Annotated in this window: 12 protein-coding genes; 5 read left to right on the forward strand and 7 right to left on the reverse strand. The window is 57.0% G+C overall.

All coding sequences use genetic code 11. The features are described from left to right. Positions 1-5 precede the first annotated feature (5 nt). Together ppsA and ACZA91_RS07045 are read right to left on the reverse strand one after the other, a co-directional pair. Entirely contained in the window at positions 6-2,468 is a 2,463-nt protein-coding gene (gene ppsA, locus ACZA91_RS07040; protein WP_190526359.1) for a phosphoenolpyruvate synthase, read from the reverse strand. 1,162 nt (positions 2,469-3,630) lie between these two features. Further along, the gene (locus tag ACZA91_RS07045; RefSeq protein WP_255407540.1) at positions 3,631-3,759 is read right to left on the reverse strand and encodes a hypothetical protein; all 129 of its coding nucleotides are present in this window, start codon (positions 3,757-3,759) and stop codon (positions 3,631-3,633) included. Positions 3,760-3,895: 136 nt separating this feature from the next. On the opposite strand from ACZA91_RS07045, the gene ACZA91_RS07050 reads away from it, so the two are divergent. The 4 genes from ACZA91_RS07050 (at position 3,896) to mgtE (ending at position 9,616) form a co-directional block, all read left to right on the forward strand. Continuing rightward, positions 3,896-4,288, forward strand: a complete 393-nt coding sequence (locus tag ACZA91_RS07050; RefSeq protein WP_234406874.1) for a winged helix-turn-helix transcriptional regulator — start codon at positions 3,896-3,898, stop codon at positions 4,286-4,288. A gap of 253 nt (positions 4,289-4,541) precedes the next feature. Then, positions 4,542-5,879 carry a sensor histidine kinase gene (locus tag ACZA91_RS07055; protein WP_190526361.1) on the forward strand — a complete coding sequence of 446 codons (1,338 nt, stop codon included), beginning with the start codon at positions 4,542-4,544 and terminating at the stop codon, positions 5,877-5,879. 121 nt (positions 5,880-6,000) lie between these two features. Continuing rightward, positions 6,001-7,926, forward strand: a complete 1,926-nt coding sequence (locus tag ACZA91_RS07060; RefSeq protein WP_463186404.1) for a protein kinase domain-containing protein — start codon at positions 6,001-6,003, stop codon at positions 7,924-7,926. A gap of 280 nt (positions 7,927-8,206) precedes the next feature. Next, positions 8,207-9,616, forward strand: coding sequence for a magnesium transporter (mgtE, locus tag ACZA91_RS07065; protein WP_463185597.1), 1,410 nt, complete (start codon positions 8,207-8,209; stop codon positions 9,614-9,616). A 7-nt stretch (positions 9,617-9,623) separates the two neighbouring features. On the opposite strand, the gene ACZA91_RS07070 is transcribed toward mgtE, so the two are convergent. The 5 genes from ACZA91_RS07070 to xth all read right to left on the reverse strand — a co-directional run bounded on the left by ACZA91_RS07070 (position 9,624) and on the right by xth (position 14,397). Further along, entirely contained in the window at positions 9,624-10,796 is a 1,173-nt protein-coding gene (locus ACZA91_RS07070) for a pyridoxal-phosphate-dependent aminotransferase family protein (protein ID WP_463185600.1), read from the reverse strand. A 92-nt stretch (positions 10,797-10,888) separates the two neighbouring features. Next, on the reverse strand, positions 10,889-11,695 hold the full coding sequence (locus ACZA91_RS07075) for a J domain-containing protein (protein ID WP_463186405.1): 807 nt from the start codon (positions 11,693-11,695) through the stop codon (positions 10,889-10,891). A gap of 232 nt (positions 11,696-11,927) precedes the next feature. After that, positions 11,928-12,524 (reverse strand): ATP-dependent Clp protease proteolytic subunit, encoded by a 597-nt coding sequence (locus ACZA91_RS07080; protein ID WP_463185602.1) that lies wholly within the window; start codon positions 12,522-12,524, stop codon positions 11,928-11,930. Between the two features lie 80 nt (positions 12,525-12,604). Further along, complete coding sequence (locus tag ACZA91_RS07085; RefSeq protein WP_199291366.1) at positions 12,605-13,249, reverse strand: ATP-dependent Clp protease proteolytic subunit; 645 nt, start codon at positions 13,247-13,249, stop codon at positions 12,605-12,607. Positions 13,250-13,599: 350 nt separating this feature from the next. After that, positions 13,600-14,397 (reverse strand): exodeoxyribonuclease III, encoded by a 798-nt coding sequence (xth, locus tag ACZA91_RS07090; protein ID WP_463185605.1) that lies wholly within the window; start codon positions 14,395-14,397, stop codon positions 13,600-13,602. A gap of 150 nt (positions 14,398-14,547) precedes the next feature. Between xth and ACZA91_RS07095 the strand changes: the two genes are divergently transcribed. Beyond that, positions 14,548-16,644: a prolyl oligopeptidase family serine peptidase gene (locus tag ACZA91_RS07095; RefSeq protein ID WP_463185607.1), complete on the forward strand. Its 2,097-nt coding sequence runs from the start codon at positions 14,548-14,550 to the stop codon at positions 16,642-16,644. Positions 16,645-16,704: the final 60 nt, after the last annotated feature.

The following is a 16,704-nucleotide window of genomic DNA, read 5'->3' on the forward strand; positions in this document are numbered from 1 at the left end:
AGGGGCTATGGCACGGTTTCCGTTTCAATGTCCGCGATCGCCAGCAGCGTCTTCAAGACTGAATCCGGGTTCAAGCTGATGGAGTCAATCCCCTCCTGCACCAGGAATTGGGCAAATTCGGGGTAATCACTGGGCGCTTGACCACAAATCCCAATTTTGCGGCCGTTAGCCTTGGCGGTCTTAATCGCCATGCTCACCATCCGTTTCACCGCCGTGCAGCGTTCATCGAACAGGTGCGCCACCAATGCGGAATCGCGATCGAGACCCAACGTGAGTTGCGTCAGGTCATTGGAGCCGATCGAGAACCCATCAAACACCTCGCTGAAGGCATCGCCCGCGATCACGTTGCTCGGCAGCTCGCACATCACATAGACCTGCAAGCCGTTTTCGCCCCGTTTCAGGCCGTTTTCCGCCATCACCTCCAACACCCGCATTCCTTCTTCCGGTGTGCGGCAGAACGGAATCATCGGAATCACATTGGTTAAGCCCATGTCGTCCCGCACCCGCTTCAGGGCCTGGCATTCCAACGCAAAGGCGGCCCGGAATTTCGGATCGTAGTAGCGAGATGCGCCGCGCCAGCCAATCATCGGGTTTTCTTCGACTGGTTCAAACTGCCGCCCGCCCAGCAGGTTGGCATATTCATTGGTCTTGAAATCCGACATCCGCACAATCACCGGCTTGGGATAGAAGGCCGCCGCGATCGTGCCCACCCCTTGGGCCAGCTTCTCCACATAGTATTGCGGACGATTGGTCTTATACAGGTGCGTCAACTCGCCCACCTGCTTACGCACCGACTTATCCTCCAGCTTGTCGTACTGGATCAGCGCCATCGGGTGTACTTGGATGTGGTTGGCAATAATGAACTCCAACCGAGCCAAACCCACCCCATCACAGGGCAACGAGGCCAAACTGAACGCCTCTTCCGGGTTGCCCACGTTCATCAAGATCTGGGTCTTGGGGCGGGGCAAATTATCCAGGCGAGTTTCCTTAATCTCAAAGGGCACTTCTCCGGCATAGACCTTGCCTTCATCCCCTTCACAACAGGACACCGTGAGCATTTGGCCCGTTTCCACGGCACTGGTGGCGTTGCCGGCCCCCACGATCGCCGGGATGCCCATTTCGCGGGCAATGATCGCCGCGTGACAGGTGCGCCCGCCTTGGTTGGTGACGATCGCGCTGGCCTTCTTCATGATCGGTTCCCAGTCCGGATCCGTGCGGTTGGTCACCAGCACTTCACCCGCCTCGAACTCGTCAATGCGATGCACGTCCAAAATCACCCTTGCTCGACCGCGGCCCACCTTTTCACCGACGCTGCGACCGGTAATCACCACCGGTGGCCGTTGTTCGGGCGGCAGCGTAATCACGTAGTTTTGCAACACATTCCCGCTGCGTTGGGACTGCACCGTTTCCGGGCGGGCTTGCACAATAAACAAATCGCCCGTTTGCCCATCCTTGGCCCACTCGATGTCCATCGGAGTCGGCACGCCACGCACTTCGGAATAGTGATCCTCAATGATCACCGCCCAGCGGGCCAGTTGCACAATGTCATCGTCCCCGATCGCATAGCGGTTGCGATCGGCCACGGCCACCGGCACATTTTTGGTGGGTTTGGTGCTGCCCGGCGCGTAGATCATCTTGATCTCTTTCGTGCCCAGCCGCTTACTCAGAATGGGCCGCTTGCCCTGGGCCAAGGTGGGCTTAAAGACCACGTATTCATCGGGGTTCACCGCCCCTTGCACCACGTTTTCGCCCAAACCATAGGCCGCCGTCACCAGCACCACATCCCGGAAGCCGGTTTCCGTGTCCAGGGTAAAAATCACGCCCGAGCTGTCCATGTCGGAGCGCACCATCTTTTGCACCCCCACGGACAGGGCCACTTCAAAGTGGTCAAAGCCCTTAATTTGGCGGTAGGAAATGGCGCGATCGGTGAAAATCGACGCAAAACAGCGCTTACAGGCTTCCAACACCGCCGCCATGCCATGGACGTTCAGATAGGTTTCCTGTTGCCCCGCAAAGCTGGCATCGGGCAAATCTTCCGCCGTGGCGCTCGATCGCACCGCCACATCCACATCCGCCCCGTATTGCGAACAGAGCGCCTGGTAAGCCCGGGTGATTTCCTCTTGCAAATTCATCGGAAATTCCGCGTGCAAAATCAAATTCCGAGCCTTTTGACCACACCGCCGCAAACTTTCGCCATTATCCACATCTAAGGTGGCAAAAATGTCCCGCAGCTTGGCTTCTAACCCCGATTCTTGAATAAACGACCGGTAGGCAAATGCCGTGGTGGCAAATCCGTTCGGAACACGCACGCCCTTCGCGGTCAACTGACGAATCATTTCCCCCAAAGAGGCATTCTTACCGCCAACCAAGGGCAAATCGGCAATGCCCACTTGATCGAACCAAAGCACTAACGCCCGATCGCGATCGGCCGCAGGGCGGGCATGAGGCACTGACGTGGCATGTGTCATAACCAAAGACCTCAGAACAACCTTGAACAACCTTCTTGAACAACCTTCAAGAACGGCATCTGCAATCGGCAATTATTGTCAGGAATCCCTTGATTGATCCCCTCTTTAGCCAACAACGACCAGAGGCGATGGTTGCCATCCAACCCTCGCTAAAATTCGGTTAATTTGCCCTCTGACCGCTCGCAGAGCCAGCCCAATGACCCTCATCCTTCAGCAGCATTGCAGCAAAAAATCCGCATCACCGCTTATCGAAATTCACGGTTTGAGGCAAGTTAACGATCAAAACCCGACATTAATGGTCAGAAATGGTCAGATGATGCGAAACGATGGCACTCCGTTGAAATCAATCTTTTGAAGTCAATCTTGGTCAAGCCTATGCAACAATAATGGGGATCTCAGACCTTAACAGTTCGTAATCTTGAATGAAATGAGGGAATCGATCAAAATCTGAGGAGCCGCCACAGGGATCCACCGGATGACTCGATCGAATGATCGTGTTAAGAGAGTTTGTGAACCCATTGACAAAATAGTCCGATCATTTGCCGACTATTTTGGAATTTGCTGAACTTGACCTTTATAGGAGGAGATACTTCAATCGTTCCTCAAAGGACATGATTTAGGCAAGGTCATTTCCAAGTTGATTCTTGGAATCCGAAAGTAAAGAATTCAATCTGATTTGACGATTGAGGGCAATCTAAAGGAAAATAAAAATATCCGAAACGTCTTTGAGTCCTTGAGAACTCCCTGAGAAAGTTTGAAGTTTCCTGACTTTTAGTTCAGAGACTTTAAGTTTCCATGACTGTCGATTGGATTTCTATCAATTCTTAACCGCTGAAATCCCTTAACTCGGCGGTGATTTCAATCCAGTCAGTCAGTTCTTGGGTTGCTGCTTCTGGTCAGCCTTCACTGTGGACACCATCAGCCCCCAATTCCCAAAACCATGCACAGGAGCTGTGTTATCGCAATTTTTGGCTTGGGATGACGTAATTCAGTGCGTATGATGAGTAGATGGTTATCTTATCCAATCGTCATGGTGGTAATAGCAACCACTGCCGGCGATGGATTAAGCATGGGCTATCGTGCCTTGAACGATCGTGCGTTAACGATGATGTGTCTACGGCCAGGTCATGGGCGGTGTTACGGCTAGTACGCCGCTGACTCACTAGTTGCCCCGCTGGCTCAGGCCCGCGCGCTGCAACCGGTGGGAATGACCGGTTATAGGGCTGGCTTGGAACAGGCCCAAGGGGCGATCGCCCTGCGCATCTGGCACTGCCCACCAATGGGCAGTCACAGCACCCAGTCAACGTCTAGACCGGCGATCTCAAAACTCTCATTCATTTCTCAATTCCTCATGTTTGAGGATCCACAAAGGGTGGAACTGGGAGGGGGAAATCAATCATTCCCAGTGTGTTTTAGGAGGCACAACCATGGGTAAACAACAGGGGTTGATGACGGCTGAGCAAACCTGCACCGATAGTGCTTGCCCAATCCAGGTCGTTTTGGAGGCGATCGGTCATAAATGGTCGATCTTGATTTTGCGGCTGCTGCGCGATCAACCACGGCGGCCCAGTGAGCTGATGATGCTGTTACCCGGCATTAGCAGCAAAACGCTCACTCAACGGCTGCGGGGTCTGGAACGCCACGGCTTAATTGTGCGGCGGGTTTATCCCGAGGTGCCGCCCCACGTGGAATATGCTTTGACGGCCAAGGGTCAGGAGGTGGAACCGGTGATGCAGGCGATGGCGCAGTTGGGTTTGAAATGGGTCGATAGCGACGATCCCTGTGGTTGCCACCCCAATGCTAAGTTGACGGTCGTTTAGGCTCGGCCGGGCTGGAGTTGTGCCGGGCTGGGACGGGACGGGACTGGGACAGCACCAGACGAGGACTGTACCGGCCTGGGACTGTTTGGAAACTAAAGTTCGGGATAAGCTGAAACCTGGTATTCCCGGTTGAAACGCCCCCAGTGGGGTTCATCAACCATCAACGGGAATCCTGGCTTAGCCCGAACAACCATTAACGCAGGCCCCACAACAGCCGGCCCCACAGGACGGAGCTTGAGACCCGTTTTTGCTGATGAGTGACAAGAGCCTATGCCCCCCGGTGTTGCATGAGCCGGCCAGTTCGTCCTTGGGGCTGGAGGCAACCCTGGCGGATTTACCAAGCTATGACTGCCTGGTGGATGTGGCGGTTTCGGGATTCGCGCTGGCGAGCTGGCTGGCCCGTTATCCCCGGGTTCCTGGGGCGATTGTGATCGATCGCGGCCGGCTGGAGGGGGTGATTACCCGTCAGCAATTATTGGAATTTGCCATTCGGCCCTCGGGGGCAGCCATTTTGGAGCAGCCGCTACAGGCCCTGTGGGGCTATTTGGAGCGAGATTGCCTAACTTTGCCAGTGGAGTTACCGATCGTCCAGGCCATGAAACGGGCCGTGAGCCGCTCGATCGGGCTGTTGACGGATCCGATCGTGGTGCAATGTGCCGAAGGCCCTCGGCTGCTGGACACGCGCGCTTTGATTGTGGCGGATTGGCAAATTCGCGGCATTGAAACTCAGGCTCGCTATGAGCGAATGCAGCTTCAGGCGATTCAAAACGACAAGCTGGCCAGCCTGGGGCGGTTGGTGGATGGGGTGGCACACCAAATTTTGGATCCGGTGGGGTTCATTTGGGGCAACCTGAGCCATCTGGGATCTTACGGGGAACAGTTGGTGCAGTTGGTGGATGCCTACCGAGATTGGGCAGAACAGTCTAAGCAACCAATCCCCTGGACGATTACCAACTTGGAAGAGTCGGTGGATTTTGACTTTTTGCGGGATGATTTGCCGCTGTTGCTTAGTAGTTTGCGCAATGGGGCGGAACGGCTGAAGGCGATTGTCAGCAGTTTGCAAAATTTTTGCCATCTCGATGATGTGTATCCGCATCCAACGGATTTGCACCAACGGCTGAATAGCATTGTGCTGCTGCTGCAAAGCCGGTTGTCGGTACAGATTGAGTTTGTGCGCAATTACGGTTCGTTGCCGCCGGTTTGTTGCTATGGCAGTCAGATCGATCGGGCGTTGATGGCGGTGTTGGTGAATGCGGTGGATGTGCTGTTGGAGCGGGGAACGCGGGCCCAACTCAAGGCGGTGACCCTGAGCGCGGCGGAACAGCCCTACATCGAAATCAACACTTGGGTGGAACAGGATGCGGCGGCTCATTCCTGGGCGGTGGTGTCGATCGCGGATAATGGCCCCGGTTTGACGGCGATTCAGCGCCAGCAAATTTTGGAAAATTTCCAGCTCGATCGCCACCGGGTCAAGGAAACGGGCCTCACGGCGACCCATCACATCATCACTTCGCGCCATGGGGGGCAGTTGGATTTGCTCGATCGCCCCAGTGGGGGTCTGGAAGTGGTGATTCGGTTGCCTTTGGCCTAGGGAGTGGCGGTGGCCGTGGGCCGCAACTGCGCCAATTGTCCCCATTTAGGCTGTTTAGGCTTGGATCCTTGGCTTAACATGGAAGCAACTCAATCAAAGGGTGATTGCTGCCCTGTGCGGTATGGTTTGCTGCTTAAATCCGCACTGTCATCAACCGATGAATCGGGATGATGCCCAATTTTGCCAATCCTGCGGGGCAGCCTTGGTGGCACAGTTGCGCAATCGCTATCAACCGGTGCGGCCGGTGGGGCAAGGGGGATTTGGCCGCAGTTATTTGGCCATTGACCTCGATCGACTCCAGCAACCTTGCATCATCAAACAGTTTTCGCCCCAAGGCGGCAACCCAATTCACTCGATCGCCGGGGGTTCCATCAGTCGCGGTCTGTTGGCGACGGACTCCCTCACCGGCACGATCGCCCAAGACAGCAGCTACGACAAATACGAGCAGCTCTTTGCCGAAGAGGCCCAACGGTTAGCGGAATTGGGCGAACATCCCCAAATTCCCGCCCTCTACGCCTATTTTGCGGAAGGGGGCCGGCTCTACTTGGTGCAGCAGTTTATTGCGGGGGACACGTTGGCCCAGCGAGTGGCCCGCGTGGGCCCCTGGAGCGAGGCGGCGGTGCGATCGCTCCTGTTGGACTTGCTGCCGGTGTTGCAGTTTGTCCATGGACGCAATGTGATTCACCGGGACATTAAGCCAGACAACATTGTGCTGCCGGAGGCGGGCGAAAAGCCGGTCTTGATTGACTTTGGCGTGGCCAAGCAACTGACGGGCGAAACGGTGACCCGGGGGGGAACCCGGGTGGGCACGGAGGGCTATGCGCCCTTGGAACAATTGCGGAGTGGCCATGCCTACCCGGCCAGCGATCTTTACAGCTTGGCGGCGACGAGTTTGTTTGCGCTCACGGGCCATGCACCGGAGGAGTTGTTTGATCCTTTGGCGGGTCGGTGGGTATGGAGCGATCGCTTGCAGGAACAGGGGCGATCGGTTGATCCGCGCCTGGGGCAAGTGCTCGATCGACTGCTGAGCGATCGCGTCAGCGAGCGTTACCCCAGCGCCGAAGCCGTGATCACCGCCCTGGCGGAAGGCGACGCAGCCCCCGCAGCCGCACCCAGCCCCCCGGTCACCCGGGATCTCGGGCACTACAAGTGGCGACCCACCGTCACGATCGCGGCCCACAGCGATCGGATCTGTGCCCTGGCCTTTAGTCCCAATGGGCAATGGCTGGCCAGCGCCGGGGGCGATCGCCAAATTCGCCTTTGGCAGTGGGCCACGGCCAGCTTGCAAGCCGCCTGGGATGGCCATGATGGGCGGATCACGGCCCTGCTCTTTAGCCCCGATGGGGACAGCCTGATTTCTGCCAGCAGCGATCGCACCGTGCGGGTTTGGCCGATCACTGGCGGCCCTGCACGCCATTGCCTCAAACATCACCAGGATTGGGTCAGCGCGATCGCCCTCTCACCCGATGGTCAAACCCTGGCCAGCAGTGGCGACGATGGGCGCTTGGTGTTGTGGAACTGGCGCAGCGGCGAACTGCTCCACAGTTGGCGCGCCCACAGCCGACCGATTCCCGCCCTGGCCTGGAGCCACGATGGCCAGGTGCTGATTGGCGGATGCAGCGATGGGCTAATTGGCTTTTGGGATGCCCGATCGGGCGATCGGCTCCACAGCCTGCAACAACACCTGGGTCGAATTTGCGCCCTGCAAGCCACTCCCAACGGCCAGTGGCTAATCAGCGCTGGCGAAGACAAAACCATCAAGCTCTGGCCCCTGCAAGCCGGTCAACCCAGCAACGACAAGCCCCAGCACATTTTCCGCGACAGCACCGAAGCCGTCTTTGCCCTGGCCGTTGCGCCCCATACGGGCCTGCTGATTGCGGGCGGGGAAGATCGCAAGGTCTATTGCTGGAACCTGGCCGACCAGGAACTATTGCAGGTAATGAAGGGCCATGATTGGTGGGTCAATGCGGTGGCGATCGCCCCCGATGGGTTGACCTTGGCCAGCGGCAGTGGCGATCACACCATCCAAATTTGGCAACCCACCTAATTTGGCAACCCACCTAAGGCCAGCTCAAGGCCAAACTCAGTCCAACAACCGCCAGCCCATTCAGCAGGCGGTGATCTTGACCAATGCCCGAGATTCGGAGGGCAACGCCCCAATTCACCGATCATCTGCAAAACGGGACTTTCAGCAACTTCCGTTGCCAAACCCCTTAAACTAAGGGCTAGTTTGGCAGGCCCAGCCCGGGCCGTCGATCATCGTTATCGCCCCACCATGCCGTAACGCCATTTATTCCAAGCAAGACGACCGATGAGGAGGATCGAGCATGGCCACTGAGCAAGAGCTGGACATGAATTCGGCTCAGGGGATTTCTCGGCGGGAACTCCGCGACCTCGTGCGTGAACAATTGCGAGTCCTCTTGGAGCAAAACAACCTGACCGGTGCCAAGGCGCTGTTGGTTCCCGTCAAGGCCCCTGACATTGCCGAGGCGATCGAGGGTTTACCCGAAACCATGCAGGCCCTAGCCTTTCGGCTCTTGCCCAAGGACGATGCGGCGGAAGTTTATGAACACCTAGAATCCAACGTTCAACAACTGTTGATTGAAGACTTCAAGCGCCAAGAAGTCTTGGATATTGTCGATAAAATGTCGCCGGACGATCGGGCCAAGCTCTTTGATGAGTTGCCCGCCAAACTGGCGCGGCGGATCGTAGACCAACTGAGCCATGCGGAACGGGAAGCCACCGCCCTGCTGTTGGGTTATGAAGCCAGCACCGCCGGCCGAATCATGACCCCCAAATACATTTCCCTGAAAGAGGAAATGACCGTTGATGATGCCCTGGCTCGGATTCGCCGCCTCGCGGACACCACGGAAACCATCTATTACCTTTATGTAACCGATAACACCCGCTGCCTGACGGGCATTGTTTCCCTGCGGGATATCGTCACCTCCCATCCACAACAGTTGGTGAGCGAGCTGGTGACCCGGGATGTGGTCAGCGTCACCACCGATGAAGACCAAGAGGAAGTGGCCCGCATTATCCAGCGCTACGACTTTTTGGCCGTGCCCGTGGTCGATCGGGAAAAGCGTTTGGTGGGCATCGTCACCGTGGACGACGTGATCGACATTTTGGAAGAAGAAGCCACCAAAGACATCTATGCCTTGGGCGGTGTGCAAGCCGGTGATGATGACTATTTCCAAACCAACCTGGTGACCGTGGCCCAGCGGCGGGTGGTTTGGTTGTTGGTGTTGTTGGTCACCAATGCGGTCACCGGGGCCATCATTCGCGGCCAGGACGACATCCTGAAACAGGTGGTGTCCTTGGCTTCCTTCATCCCGCTGTTGATTGGGACGGGCGGGAACGTGGGGGCCCAGTCTTCCACCGTGGTGATTCGGGGACTGAACATTGACCAGATTCGATCGGGGCCCCTGCGGGTCATTCGCCGGGAAGCCGTAGCCGGGGCCCTGCTGGGGATGATGCTCGGAACAATGGTTTGCGTGGGGGCCATGCTGTTTCAATATCCGCCCGCCGTCGCCATCTCCGTGGGCGTAAGCCTGATGGCCATTTCCACCTTGGCGGCCACGGCGGGATCGGTCTTGCCCTTTTTGTTCCAGAGCGTGGGCTTTGACCCAGCTTTGATGTCAGCGCCCTTCATCACCACAGCAGTAGACATGTTGGGGGTTTTGACCTATTTCACCGTGGCGCGGTTCATGTTGGCCCGCTTCCACGGGGGCTGAAGCGGAACTAGCGATTCAGCACTTGCTCCAGGGCCTTCAGCAGAGTCAGCACCGTTTCGGGCCGACTGTTAAAGCCCATCAGCCCCACTCGCCAAACCTTGCCGGCCAACTCACCCAGGCCGCCGCCAATTTCGATGTTGTAGTCCTCCAGCAGGCGGCGAGCCACGGCCTTGGCATCCACCCCCTCGGGTACGCAAACGGTGGTGAGCGACGGCAGGCGAATCTCTTCGGCTACCTGGCATTTCAGGCCCATGGTTGCCAGCCCATCCCACAACAACCGTGCATTGTCCGCATGGCGCTGCCAGCGAGCTTCGAGGCCCTCTTCGGCCACCAGGCGCAGGGCTTCCCGGATGGCGTAGTTCATGTTGATCGGGGCGGTGTGGTGGTAGGTGCGATCGCTCCCCCAATATTTGCCCACCAGCGCCATATCCAAATACCAGTTGGCCACGGGGGTTTTGCGGGCCCGCAGCTTGGCCAAGGCCCGATCGCCCAGGGTGAAGGGCGAAATTCCCGGCGGGCAGCTCAGACACTTTTGGCTACCGCTGTAGGCCGCATCCACACCCCAAGCATCCAAAAACAGCGGCACACCACCCAAGCTGGTGACCGTATCCACCAACAGCAGGCAGTCAAATTCCCGGCAGAGATCGCTCACGCCCTCGAGGGGTTGGCGGGCCCCGGTGGAGGTTTCCGCATGGACTAAACCAAGGATTGCCGGCCGGTGGGTTTCCAAGGCGGCGCGCAACTCCGGCAGCGAAAACGCCTCACCCCAGGGCCGGTGGATTTGCCGCACCTCCGCGCCGTAGCGGCTGGCCATGTCGCTCATCCGATGGCCAAAATAGCCATTTACCCCCACCAACACCACATCACCCGGCTCCACCAAGTTGGCCAGGGTGGCTTCCATGGCGGCGCTGCCCGTGCCACTGACCGGAATCGTCAAGCTGTTGTCCGTTTGCCAGGCGTAACGCAGCAGCTCTTGCACCTCGTTCATCAGCTCAATGAAGCACGGGTCGAGGTGGCCCACTTGCCGCATCCCGATCGCCTGGAGCACTCGGGGGTGAGCATTCGAGGGGCCAGGCCCCAACAGCAGGCGCGGCGGCACGTTCAGTTGGCTGGTTTGCAGGCGGTGGCGATCGCTAACGGTGGGCGCGGAGATGGTGGGGTTAGGGACTGCGGCAATCATAAGGCTCTAAAAAACAGGTCTTTTATGATTGACCCATGATAAAAGCTGGCCGATCGCCCAACGATGAAGCCTGATTAAGATTTTTTGGCCCCTCAGCCCGATCGCAAACTCAGCCGCTGCAACTCGTGATCGACCAACAGCCACAACTGACGGTTGCGGGGGTCGGTGTTGAGGGCTTTTTTCAGATAGGTTTCGGCGCGGCTGCCCTGGCCTCGATTAATGAGTTCCCGGCCCCAACGGTGATAGGCGATCGCCAACCACTGTTTCACCTCTTCGTCCCGATCGAGCCGTTGGGCCAACCCCTCCGCCAGGGCGATCGCGCTGGGGAATCGCCCCCCCTGGAACAGCTCCTGAAGCCGACGGAACGCATTTTCCTTTAACTCTTGCTCAAAGGGCGACAGGGAGGGATTCACCTGCACCTGAGGTTTCGCAGTCGATCGCGCGGTTGATCGCGCGGTTGATTGGTAGCGATTAGACTGCGCCGCTGCTGGGTTGGGCCCTGGGTTCGTTGCTGGATTCGGCGCGGGGCCAGGTGCTTGATTCGTTGCTGGGCGAGTTGCTGAGTTAGGCGCTGGGGCGGGTTCCTGAGGCGGCGGCGCGGCCGCGGCCGGTGGGGGTGGTGACTGGGGCGATCGGGCAGCGGGCGGCGGCGGGGACGGTGCAGCAACCGCAGCCGACGACCCAGACCAAGGAACCGTCGCACTGGGCCGCCCCGATCGCTCCATCAGGGCCCGGTAGGCCTGGGCCAACGCCGCAAAGGTTTCTGCCGAGGCCGATCGATGGCCCGAATCGGGATGGTAGCGCCGGGCCAGCCGCCGATAAGCCCGCTTGATGTCTGCCACCGGAGCACCCGGCGGCAGTTCCAGCAGTCGATAGCAGTCCCGCACCGTCAAGGCCATAGCCACCTCAGTTCCTCACCCGAAATCCTCAAGATTGCCCCAAACCCTTTTCAAAATAACCGATCGCCCTTGCTTGTCACGCCAGGCCACCCCCCAAAGATTAAGGGCGATCGACCCCTTTCAGAATCGATCGCCCCGTGGTAACCCCTAATGTGACGGGGCAAGGGGCTGAAGCCCCTTATCTGCTGGGATTCTTGGCTACCGGAAGGCTGCGCGACCGGTACTCCGGCCCCTAATCGCGGGATTCAATCACCCGATCGATCAGGCCGTAGTCCTTCGACTCCTCCGCCGACAGCCAATAATCCCGCTCCGTATCCTTCTTCACCTTCTCCAGGCTTTGGCCCGTCCGTAGCGCCAGGATTTCATCCAACTGGCTGCGGGTTTTCAGGATTTCCTTGGCCTCAATGTCGATATCCGTGGCTTGGCCGCGGAACCCGCCCATACTCGGCTGGTGAATCATGATCCGGGCGTGGGGCAGGGCCAACCGCTTGCCCTTGGCCCCGGCCGCCAGCAGGAAGGCCCCCATCGAGGCCGCCAAGCCCACACAGACCGTCACCACGTCGGACTTGATGTGTTGCATCGTGTCATAAATCGCCATCCCCGCCGTTACCGAACCGCCCGGCGAGTTGATGTACAGCACGATGTCCTTGCTGTTGTCTTCCGAGTCGAGGTAGAGCATCACCGCCACAATTTCGTTGGCGATTTCGTCGTCCACCTCTTTGCCCAAGAAGATGATCCGCTCCTGGTACAGGCGGTTATAGATGCTGATCCACTGGGTGTATTGGCTACCCGGCAGACGATAGGGAACTTGGGGAATGCCAATCGGCATAGGATCGAGACTCCTTCTTCAAATGGCTGACTAGTGGGTGGTTGGATGGATTGGGAGCGTCATCAGGGCGATCGGGCAACCTAGCCCAACCCCACCGAATTCACCACCGGCTTAGGCAGCCCCTCCGATGATTCTAGGATCGTGTCAATGATCCCGTATTCCTTCGCTTCGGCCGGAGTCATATAGAACCGGCGATTCATGTCTTTGGTGAGCTTGTCAGTGGTTTGCCCGGTGCATTCCGACAAAATATCCAGCATCACCCGCTTGTTGCGCAGCACCTCTTCCGCCTGGATTTGAATGTCCGTGGCCTGACCGCGTGCGCCGCCTTGGGGTTGTTGCAGCACAATCTTGGAGTTGGGCAAACTGGCCCGACAGCCCTTCGTGCCTGCTGCCAACAACATGGCCGATGTGCCCGCCGCCAAGCCCAGGCAAATCGTATGAACCGGCGGCTTGATGTAGCGCATCGTGTCGCAGATGGCAAAGGCATCCGTCTCGAACCCGAGATTACCGAAGGAGTTGATATAGATCCGAATTGGCTTTTCGGGATCGTCGTATTGCAAATACAACAGCTCGGCAATAATCAGCTCGGTGACGGCAGGTACGAGGGGCATTCCCAAGTAAACGATCCGCTCCTTGAGCAACAGGGAGGGAAGGTCTGGCGGGGGAGTCCGGTACGCGGTATCGCCGTAGTAGGGCGCTTGAACGGCCTCGATCTTGGGAGTCATCGGCAGATTCAGAAAATTCAGGGCGCTGCTGCGCAAACAGCAGTCATACTTCCAAAATACTAACGCGCAACGCTGACGGCCGGTTGAGTCCGGGCTTGGCGGTTCTCTGGGCAATGGGGGACGGTTGGACGATCGGTTAGCATGACCGCACAGCGCGATCGACCCAAGGATCGGTTAAGAGACCTCTTGCATCAATCAAAACCCTCACCCTAAATCCCTCTCCCAAGTCGGGAGAGGGACTTGAAAATCAACAACGAAATCGCCGTTATTCCTGATTTCTGGCTCCCCTTCGCCCACCTTGGGAGAAGGGGTTGGGGGATGAGGGCTGTTAGCCGATTCGCGCAAGAGGTCTAATCGATCGCTAGATCCAACACCACGGGGGTATGGTCGCTGGGCTTTTCGAGTTTGCGCGGCTCAATATCAATCTCGCAACTGCGGGCAGTGGGAATCAAGGCTGGCGACAAATAAAGATGGTCAATGCGCCAGCCACGATTGCGTTGGAAACCACCCGATCGATAGTCCCACCAACTGAAGCGATCGCCCTCATCACAAAACAACCGAAAAGCATCCTGAAATCCCAAGTCCAAAACGCTAGCTTTCAGGGCTGCCCGCTCATCATCGGAGGCCATGATGTGGGTTTCGCGGTTCTTGGGATTATGAATATCGCGATCTTCGTAGGCAATATTAAAATCACCGCAAACACAAACCTGAGGACACTGGGCTAGTAATTCCGTCAAATAGGTTTTGAGCAGCGCAAGCCAACGCAGTTTGTAGACATATTTTTCACTGCCAATTTCGGAACCATTGGGCACATAAAGATCGACCAAAACCAAGTCGCCCGATCGAACCATAATCACCCGTTTTTGATCGTCCAAATCGCCGACCAATTCCGCATCCAAAACCGCGCTAAACCCGATCGCGCAGTGATCCACCGGTTGCCGACTGGCGATCGCTACGCCGTTATAGCTCTTTTGGCCCGAAATTTCCAGGTGATAGCCCAAATCCGTAAAAGCCGATCGGGGAAAGTCGCTATCAATCACCTTGGTTTCCTGTAAACAAAGAAAATTCACGGGATTTTCCTGCAACCAACCGGTGACATGATCGAGGCGCGATCGAACAGAATTAACGTTCCAAGTGGCGATTTTCATAGGGGCGATCGACAGGGATGCAGCGTCAGAGGAGGGGCAAACAACGGGTTGATGTTTGGCAAGGGGGCCCCAAAGCTTCCTCAGAATAGCGCTACAGTCGGGCCCGCGCCCGTACAATAGACCCCGGACATGAATTTTTTGCAGCATCCCATGGCCGATCGTTTTGCCTATCCCACCAGCCGCACCGTTGACCAAGTGGACATCTACCACGGCGTTTCCGTGCCGGATCCCTACCGCTGGTTAGAAGATGCCAACACGACCGAAACGGCCGATTGGATTGCCGCCCAAAATCAATTGACCTTTGATTATTTGGCGCAAATTCCGGCGCGATCGCCCATTTATGACCGGATGCTGCAACTTTGGGACTATGAAAAATTGAGCGTGCCCTGGAAGCGGGGCGATCGCTATTTCTATTACAAAAACGACGGTCTGCAAAATCAAAGTGTTTTGTATACGCTCGATCGCCTCGATGGAGAACCGCGCGTTTTGCTCGACCCAAATCGGCTGTCGGATGATGGCACGGTGGCCCTGTCGGGGATTGCTTTCACCCAAGATGGCTCGCTGATGGCCTATGGCTTGTCAACGGCGGGTTCCGATTGGCAAACCTGGCGCGTGCGATCGGTGGAAACCGGGGAAGATTTGCCCGATCGCCTAGATTGGGTGAAGTTTTCGGGAGCCTCTTGGACACCGGATAATCGCGGCTTTTTTTATAGTCGCTACGATGAACCCAACGCCGAAAACCAGTTCCAAGAAACCAACTATTTCCAGAAGCTTTACTATCACGAACTGGGCACTGAACAAGCCGCCGATCAACTAATCTATGAGCGACCTGATCAGCCAGAATGGGGCTTTGGCGGCACAGTCAGCGATGACGGTTCCTATCTGTTAATTTCCGTTTGGAAGGGAACTGAATCTAAAAATTTGTTGTTTGTGAAAGATCTGCGGCAGTCGGATTCCCCTGTGCGGGAACTGGTGGGCGATTGGGTCGGTGGCTTTGGGTTTATTGATAATGACGGAGCGATCGGCTGGTTTGAAACCAACTGGCAAGCGCCCATGGGCCGGCTGGTGGCGATCGACCTCGACGCGACCAGCACCGATTGGCAATCGACGATCCAAGAAGTGATTCCCGAAGCCACCTACAAGCTAGATGCGGTGTCCACCCTGAATGATGGGTTTGTGGTGGAATATTTGCAGGACGCGCGATCGGCGGTGCAGTTCTTTAATTTGCAAGGGCAATTCCAGTTTGAAATTGAGTTGCCGGGTCTTGGTTCGATCGGGGGATTCCAGGGCAAACGGGGCGATCGGGAAACCTTCTACAGCTTCACCAGCTACACCACCCCCACGCGCATTTATCGCTACGACTTTGCTAGCCAAGCCAGTCAGCTTTTCCGTGAGCCAACGGTAGCGTTTAACCCGGAAGATTACGAAACGCGCCAGGTGTTCTATCGCAGCAAAGATGGCACGAAAATCCCGCTATTTATTAGCCACAAAAAAGGGCTGGAATTAACCGGCGATCACCCCACGATTCTGTATGGCTATGGCGGGTTCAATGTATCTCTAACTCCCGTATTTTCCGTCTCCAATTTGGTGTGGATGGAAATGGGCGGCATTTACGCCGTAGCTAATCTGCGGGGCGGTGGGGAATATGGCGAAGCCTGGCATGAAGCGGGCACAAAACTGCAAAAGCAAAATGTCTTTGATGACTTTATTGCTGCCGCTGAATGGTTGATTGCGAATCAATACACTAAACCCCAGCGCCTGGCAATTTCCGGTGGCAGTAATGGCGGTTTGTTGGTGGGTGCTTGCCTGATTCAGCGACCGGATTTGTTTGGGGCGGCTCTGCCAGCGGTGGGGGTGATGGATATGCTGCGCTTCCCCCAATTTACGATCGGCTGGGCCTGGTGTTCTGACTATGGATCGCCGGAAAATGAAGCGGAATTTCAGGCCCTTTACGCCTATTCACCGCTACATAATTTGCGATCGGGCACGGCCTATCCCGCTACCCTCGTTACCACGGCCGATCGAGACGATCGCGTGGTACCAGCCCATAGTTTCAAGTTCACGGCGGCCCTGCAAGCGACCCAAGGTGGTGATGCACCGACCCTGATTCGGATTGAAACGAAAGCGGGTCATGGAGCTGGAAAACCCACCACCAAAATCGTGGAAGAAGCTAGCGATAAGTTGGCATTCTTGGTCAAAACTCTCGATTTTCAGCCTCGGCTCGTCGCCAAGGTTGCTGAGTCCTAATGATGGGGTTTACGCCGACTGTGCGACCCACTTTGCGATCCATGGAAGCAGTTCCCACGG

This window comes from Limnothrix sp. CMB-01 (assembly GCF_055193175.1).

Coding starts and splice junctions, on each gene's coding strand:
- ppsA (WP_190526359.1), bottom strand. CDS start 2,468: ATGACACATGCCACGTCAGTGCCTCATGCCCGCCCTGCGGCCGATCGC.
- ACZA91_RS07050 (WP_234406874.1), top strand. CDS start 3,896: ATGGGTAAACAACAGGGGTTGATGACGGCTGAGCAAACCTGCACCGAT.
- ACZA91_RS07055 (WP_190526361.1), top strand. CDS start 4,542: ATGAGTGACAAGAGCCTATGCCCCCCGGTGTTGCATGAGCCGGCCAGT.
- ACZA91_RS07060 (WP_463186404.1), top strand. CDS start 6,001: ATGGTTTGCTGCTTAAATCCGCACTGTCATCAACCGATGAATCGGGAT.
- mgtE (WP_463185597.1), top strand. CDS start 8,207: ATGGCCACTGAGCAAGAGCTGGACATGAATTCGGCTCAGGGGATTTCT.
- ACZA91_RS07070 (WP_463185600.1), bottom strand. CDS start 10,796: ATGATTGCCGCAGTCCCTAACCCCACCATCTCCGCGCCCACCGTTAGC.
- ACZA91_RS07075 (WP_463186405.1), bottom strand. CDS start 11,695: ATGGCCTTGACGGTGCGGGACTGCTATCGACTGCTGGAACTGCCGCCG.
- ACZA91_RS07080 (WP_463185602.1), bottom strand. CDS start 12,524: ATGCCGATTGGCATTCCCCAAGTTCCCTATCGTCTGCCGGGTAGCCAA.
- ACZA91_RS07085 (WP_199291366.1), bottom strand. CDS start 13,249: ATGACTCCCAAGATCGAGGCCGTTCAAGCGCCCTACTACGGCGATACC.
- xth (WP_463185605.1), bottom strand. CDS start 14,397: ATGAAAATCGCCACTTGGAACGTTAATTCTGTTCGATCGCGCCTCGAT.
- ACZA91_RS07095 (WP_463185607.1), top strand. CDS start 14,548: ATGGCCGATCGTTTTGCCTATCCCACCAGCCGCACCGTTGACCAAGTG.